Source organism: Fulvimonas soli (genome assembly GCF_003148905.1).
Lineage (GTDB): Bacteria > Pseudomonadota > Gammaproteobacteria > Xanthomonadales > Rhodanobacteraceae > Fulvimonas > Fulvimonas soli.
In genome coordinates, this window is record NZ_QGHC01000029.1 from 1 (window position 1) to 5,719 (window position 5,719).

Annotated in this window: 3 protein-coding genes and 1 pseudogene; all 4 read left to right on the forward strand. The window is 59.0% G+C overall.

All coding sequences use genetic code 11. The features are described 5' to 3' along the window. Positions 1-1,690 (forward strand): annotated as a pseudogene (locus C7456_RS17065) (hypothetical protein); the annotation flags it as partial. Positions 1,691-1,692: 2 nt separating this feature from the next. Next, on the forward strand, positions 1,693-2,010 hold the full coding sequence (locus tag C7456_RS17070; RefSeq protein ID WP_139942956.1) for a hypothetical protein: 318 nt from the start codon (positions 1,693-1,695) through the stop codon (positions 2,008-2,010). 83 nt (positions 2,011-2,093) lie between these two features. Next, the gene (locus C7456_RS16610; protein ID WP_139942955.1) at positions 2,094-4,442 is read left to right on the forward strand and encodes a hemagglutinin repeat-containing protein; all 2,349 of its coding nucleotides are present in this window, start codon (positions 2,094-2,096) and stop codon (positions 4,440-4,442) included. 426 nt (positions 4,443-4,868) lie between these two features. Continuing rightward, entirely contained in the window at positions 4,869-5,630 is a 762-nt protein-coding gene (locus C7456_RS16615; protein ID WP_109724917.1) for a hemagglutinin repeat-containing protein, read from the forward strand. The last annotated feature ends 89 nt before the right edge of the window (positions 5,631-5,719 follow it).

Genomic DNA, 5,719 nt, shown 5'->3' on the forward strand with positions numbered 1-5,719 from the left:
GGCGGATCAGCAGGAGCTGGGGCAGGTGGCCGGCTACGTGGGCATGCGCTCGGTGGGCGCGTTGGCCGGTTACATGGCCGATCACGCGACGACGGCGGCCGAGCGGAAGGCGTGGAGTGCCGGTGGCGCCAACGAAGCGCTGCTGCACGGCCTGGTGGGGGCGGCGACGGCGGCGTTGGGCGGCGGCAACGCGGCACAGGGTGCCTTGGGTGCCTCCGCCAGCGAAGCGGCCAGCGGCGCGATGGCGACCTATCTGGCCGACCACGGCATCGACCCGAACGGTGCCCAAGGCAAGGTGCTGATGGAACTGGCCAGCACGGCCATCGGCGGCACAGTCGGCGGAGCCAGCGGCGCCTCCACGGCCTTGCAGGGCGAGCAGTACAACCGTCAGTTGCACCTCAGCGAACAACAACTGGCACAGTCCTTGGCGGCCAACAGCGGCGGCCGCTACACCACGCAGCAAATTGAGGATGCCTTGCGGCTGAGCGGCTACAGCTTGGGGGCTGGAAGCGTGATGCCGGGCGAGACGTCGCAGACGGGCAGCCTGGTCAATGTCAAGGACGCCGGGTCGATCTACGACCCGCATGCGAGCTGGGTACTCGTGCCTGGTCCGAACGGCAGCCAGTACCTGATGCAGCAAGTGCCAGCGCAGGTATCGCCCGACCTGGCTGCATACATCATCGCCAACACAGGAGGCGCTTCGTCGCCGTACTCATGGGCACCGGAGCAGGAGGGGCGGTTGCCGGTCAACAGCCTGACGGCGCTATCGAACTGGGCCGACAGCAATCACGTGGGGACGCGCGCGTTAGGTGGCTTGCAGATGGTGGGTGGTGGCTTGGAAATGGCCGGCGGAGTGCTGGCCGCCTCGACGTGCGAAACGGGCATTGGCTGCGTGGGGGCGATGTACCTAGCGGGCGCAGGCCTGGACAACGCCAAGGCGGGCTCCGACACGCTAGTGAACGGACAGCCGACGGCAACGCTGGGCGAGCAGGGGTTGCAATGGATGGGGCTATCGCCTAACGCGGCGGCGCTGGTCTATGGTGCGACGCAATTGGTACCGGCGGGCGTAGAAGGCTATGCGATCAATGTGGCGGCCGATGCACAGGCGGTGGCCAATGCGGCGGCGAGGCAGTCGTACATACCGATAGATGAGTTTAATCCATTAGGGGTAAAGGTCACGCCGGAGGTAATGCAAACGCCGCAAGCTCAACTGCTGCTTCAACAATATTTGAGTAATGGAATACCAAAAGATATCGCTGATAGCATAGTGAGAGACGTGATTTCAACAGGGGTTGATATACCAGAAATATATCCTGTTCATGCAGATACGGCTCTTGTCAAATTAGTTCCAAAGAATGCGTCAGGGAGCGATGTTATTAAGGGTAATTCGCCGTTCTTTGTAACAATGCAGGAGTATCAGGCAATAAAAAATATGTCCACGGCTCAAATTGCCGATTATTTGGGGTTGCCCGCAGAACAGGGCATCCGTGGCGCTACATATGGTTTTGATGTCTATGTTATGACGCCAAAATCGGGGTCGATGCCAGTAGTATTTTCAAGTAAAGTTGCGCCTATACAACAAGGAGTATATTCTGCTAATGGTGGTGCAGAACAAATTCTAGTGCCAAATAGGTCGCTATGGACGGATCCAAACGCTAGTAAAATAAATTCTATTAGAGTGGTGCATTAAAAATGTACAAAAAAAATACTTTGGTAGATATAGAGAGGTTAAGGCTTCATGCGGAGCTCTTGGATGCAGCCATAAAATCTCACATTGGTGAGAGTGAGGATGTTAATTTCCTCGCTAATCTGCCATCGCTTAATAAGTGTTTGGATGAGGCGAAGAAAGGTTTAATAAAATACCCTCGCAAGCTTGGTTTGGGGCGATGGATGCTTGAGTCGGATATATTAAGCGTTCCAGAAGTTGCCCTGCGTCTTGCTCAATTTGGTTCGCTATTGGATGGTTGGGAGCTTTCGGTCGATCAGGATAAAGATTATTCTTCTTATTAATTCCATTAATTAATTGGAGCGGACACGTTGAATACGCCAGGTGGGCAGGCGGCCTATCAGCGACGCAATTGGTGCCGGCGGGCGTGGAAGGCTATGCGGTCAATGTGGCGGCCGATGCACAGGCGGCGACCAATGTGGCGGCAAGGGGGAGCTATAACGTGGCGCTGGCCGCAGCACACGATCTGAACATCGAGAGCCAGGCGGAGCACCACACGCTCAAGAGCGACAACCGGAACGCCAGCGGTGGGGTGGGTTTGCAGATCGGCACCGACGGCATCGGCTTCTACGCCGAAGCCAGCGTGGGCAAGGGCAACGCCCACGGCAACGGCGCCACGCACGTGGAGAGCCATATCGACGCGAGCGACACGTTGAGCCTGATCGCGGGGAACGACGCCACACTGAAGGGCGCGCAACTGACGGGGCATACCATCCTGGCGAACGTGGGGCATGACCTCAACGTCGTCAGCGAGCAGGACACCGACGATTACGCCAGCCAGCAATGGCAGGCCGGCGGCAAGGTGGTGATCGGCTACGGCTCGGGCGCCAGCGCCAGCTACAGCCAGAGCAAGGCGGACAGCCACTACGCCAGCGTGAACGAGGTGACCGGCCTGCAGGCGGGCGCGGGCGGCTACCAGATCCACGTGGGCGACAGCACGCATCTGGTGGGCGGCCAGCTGGCCAGCACGGCCGACCCGGGCCAGAACGTGCTCGACACCGGCAACCTGATCGCCCAGCGCCTGCACAACGAGTCGAAGTACGGCGCCAGTAGCGTGGGCGTCAGCGGCGGCTACGGTGCCGGTAGCGGTTTCAGCGGCGGGCTATCCCTGGGCGTACCGCAACATGGCAACACGAACAGCGACACGGTCTCGGGCGTGGCCGCGGGGACGGTGATTGTGCGCGACGGTAGCGGGGAGGGCGACCTCAACCGGAACCAGGTCACGCTGGACGGCAATGGCATCCGAAATGGCTTCGACGCGCAGAAGGTGCAGGAGAATCAGGAGGTCGGTCAGATTGCGGGGCAGGTCGGGATGCGCGCGGCCGGTGATATCGAGCAGGCGATGGGATGGGCGCCGGGTAGTACGGGTAGCACCATCCTGCATGGTCTGGTTGGTGCGGCCGCGAGTGCGTTGGGTGGCGGCAATATCGCCCAGGGGGCTACGGGTGCGGCGGCTAGCGAAGCGGCAGTCAGTGCGATGCAGAACTATCTATGGTCACAAGGGATCAACCCAGATAGCGCGACCGGTAAGATCCTAATGCAGTTAGGAAGTGCCGCGATTGGTGGCGCCGCTGGTGGTGGTGCGGGTACAGCGATGGCGCTGCAAGGTGAGCAGTTCAATCGCCAATTGCATCAAGACGCTGATCCTGCGAAGAACGAAAAAGCGATCATAGATAACGTGCTCGCCAAGCAATATGCAGCCGAAAATCCAGACATGAGTGTCGAGTTGGCAGCACAAGTTCTGGAAGGCGCTGCCATGGTCATGCTGGATCAGGCTACGGCGGCTAACTCAGTCTATGATCCAGCTAGAATGCAGGAGGCGCAGAATTTCTTGCGCAGCTATGCCCAGTCACAGGGCAATCCGATCATCGGTTACGACCAATTCGGGCAACCGGTGCCGTTGTTTGGGGTCTCGGCACCGTATCAGCGCAATGACGCTACGATCTTTGGTAGTAATCCACAGACTGCGCAAGGCCCACAAGAGTTGGGTTGGAGCCAAGTCGGTGATTGGGCCAAGGGCTTCGGGCAAGGAGCGATAGGTGCCTTCAATCCCAGCAATGTCGCCACGGGATTGCAGTCCACGGTGAACATGCTGACTGATCCGAAAGGCTGGATGAGCCAGGCGCAGCAGGGTATGGAAGGGGTGCTCTATCTGGCGCAGCAGGGGAATTTCGGCCCAGCCGGTCAGATGGAAGGGGCGATGGCAGGTAACGCTACCCTCAGTGCGGCACTCAGCTACGGAATGTTGCGTTGGGGTAGCGCGAGCAATTCCGGCTGGGACGTGCAACTCACGAATCCACAGGAACGTCAATGGTCGATGCTCGACGCTGGAAAGGGTTTCAATGTGAGCCCTGTGAGTTGGGATAGCTACGCGACAATTGGCAGGAATGGAACGTATGTGACCGATCAAAAGGCAATCACTGATGTTATTGGAAGTTTTTACTTATCTGGTGAAATGGTAATCACGAAATCTCAGGCAGATGCTCTTGAAGTGGCAATGGGGTTAGAGCGGGGTTCTCTATCTAATGGCTTCAAGATTCGTCAGGTCGATGGTATATTCAATATGTCACCGCGTAGTCCTCTAGAAGGAAATCAATACTTCCAGGGCCCTGGTCGGCATCTTCCCGGTGGAGGGCCGGAGATGGTTATCGATCCAATTTCGACAACTGATAATGCCAACGTGAGAACAATTACTACAGTTAAGGTAAAGCCATGAACAGTGTTAGGGAAATAGGTGCATACGTCGTCGAGGCTGCTGGTCTGGATATCGTAGTACACGTCGAGAAAGTTGAGATACGAAGCGTGCTAGTGGCGCATGGCTTTACAATACAGGCTGCTAACGTTCTAAAAAAAACGGTATCGAATAGTGTAGAAAAGGCAAAGATATTTTGTCTTCTACGAGACATGGGGGTTGCTTTTTCTGCCGGGCCTGGTTGGTCGCCGAGTGAGGTTTTCGAGGAGCTTCGAGATCGCGAACTACTTGATGGTGTTTATCAACGAATAAGTTGGGTCGCGCCAGGGGAGTGGCAAATAGAGAGCAATTGCTGACGAGGCAGTATGCGGAACATTGACCAATTGACGCTGTCGCAGCAGATAGATGCCAGCGATCGGATGAACCAAGGGCGGAAGGACTACCAAGGGATTGGCCGGCGACGTGCAGCGCGGCGGCGAAGTGAAGGACGACCGGCTCAAGGCGCTGTATGCGGCCAAGGCGGCCTACGAGGCCAAGGATCTGGCCGGCATGGGTTCGCAGGCCTATCAGGCGGCCGGCCAGAACAACGCGGGCGGGATCAACCTGAAGGTCGGCATCGGCGGCAGCACGGCGAGCAGCGAGACGCGGACGCACGACGAGACGAGCGACGGCAGCGAAATCCGCAGCCAGGGCGACGTGACGATCGCCGCCACCGGCGGCGACCTGAACCTCGTAGGCAGCACGGTCGGCGGAAACAACGTGACCTTGGCGGCGGCTCACGACATCAACATCCAGAGCCAGGCCGAGCACCACACCCTCCAGAACGCCAGCCAGAACGCCAGCGGCGGCGTCGGCCTGCAGATCGGCACCGACGGCATCGGCTTCTATGCCCAGGCGAGCATGGGCAAGGGTCAAGCCCACGGCAACGGCACCACGCACGCGGAAAGCCACGTCGACGCCGGCGGCACGCTGAGCCTGGTCGCCGGGAACGACGCCACGCTCCAGGGCACGCAACTGGCCGGCGAAACGGTGCAGGCGAACGTCGGCCACGACCTGAACGTGCTCAGCGAGCAGAACACGGACGACTACGCCAGCAAGCAATGGCAGGCCGGCGGCAAGGTGGTGATCGGCTACGGCTCGGGGGCCAGCGCCAGCTACAGCCAGAGCAAGGCGGACAGCCACTACGCCAGCGTGAAGGAGGTGACCGCGTAAGCTCCCCCGTCAAGCAGACACTTCAAAAGTAGAACCGCTGGCGGCTTGTTGGCGGTACTCGGTGGGTGTCAGGTCACCGAGTGATTCGT

What these genes read in the sequence shown, in the direction of transcription:
- C7456_RS17070 (WP_139942956.1), top strand. Translation starts at nt 1,693, where the DNA reads ATGTACAAAAAAAATACTTTGGTAGATATAGAGAGGTTAAGGCTTCAT.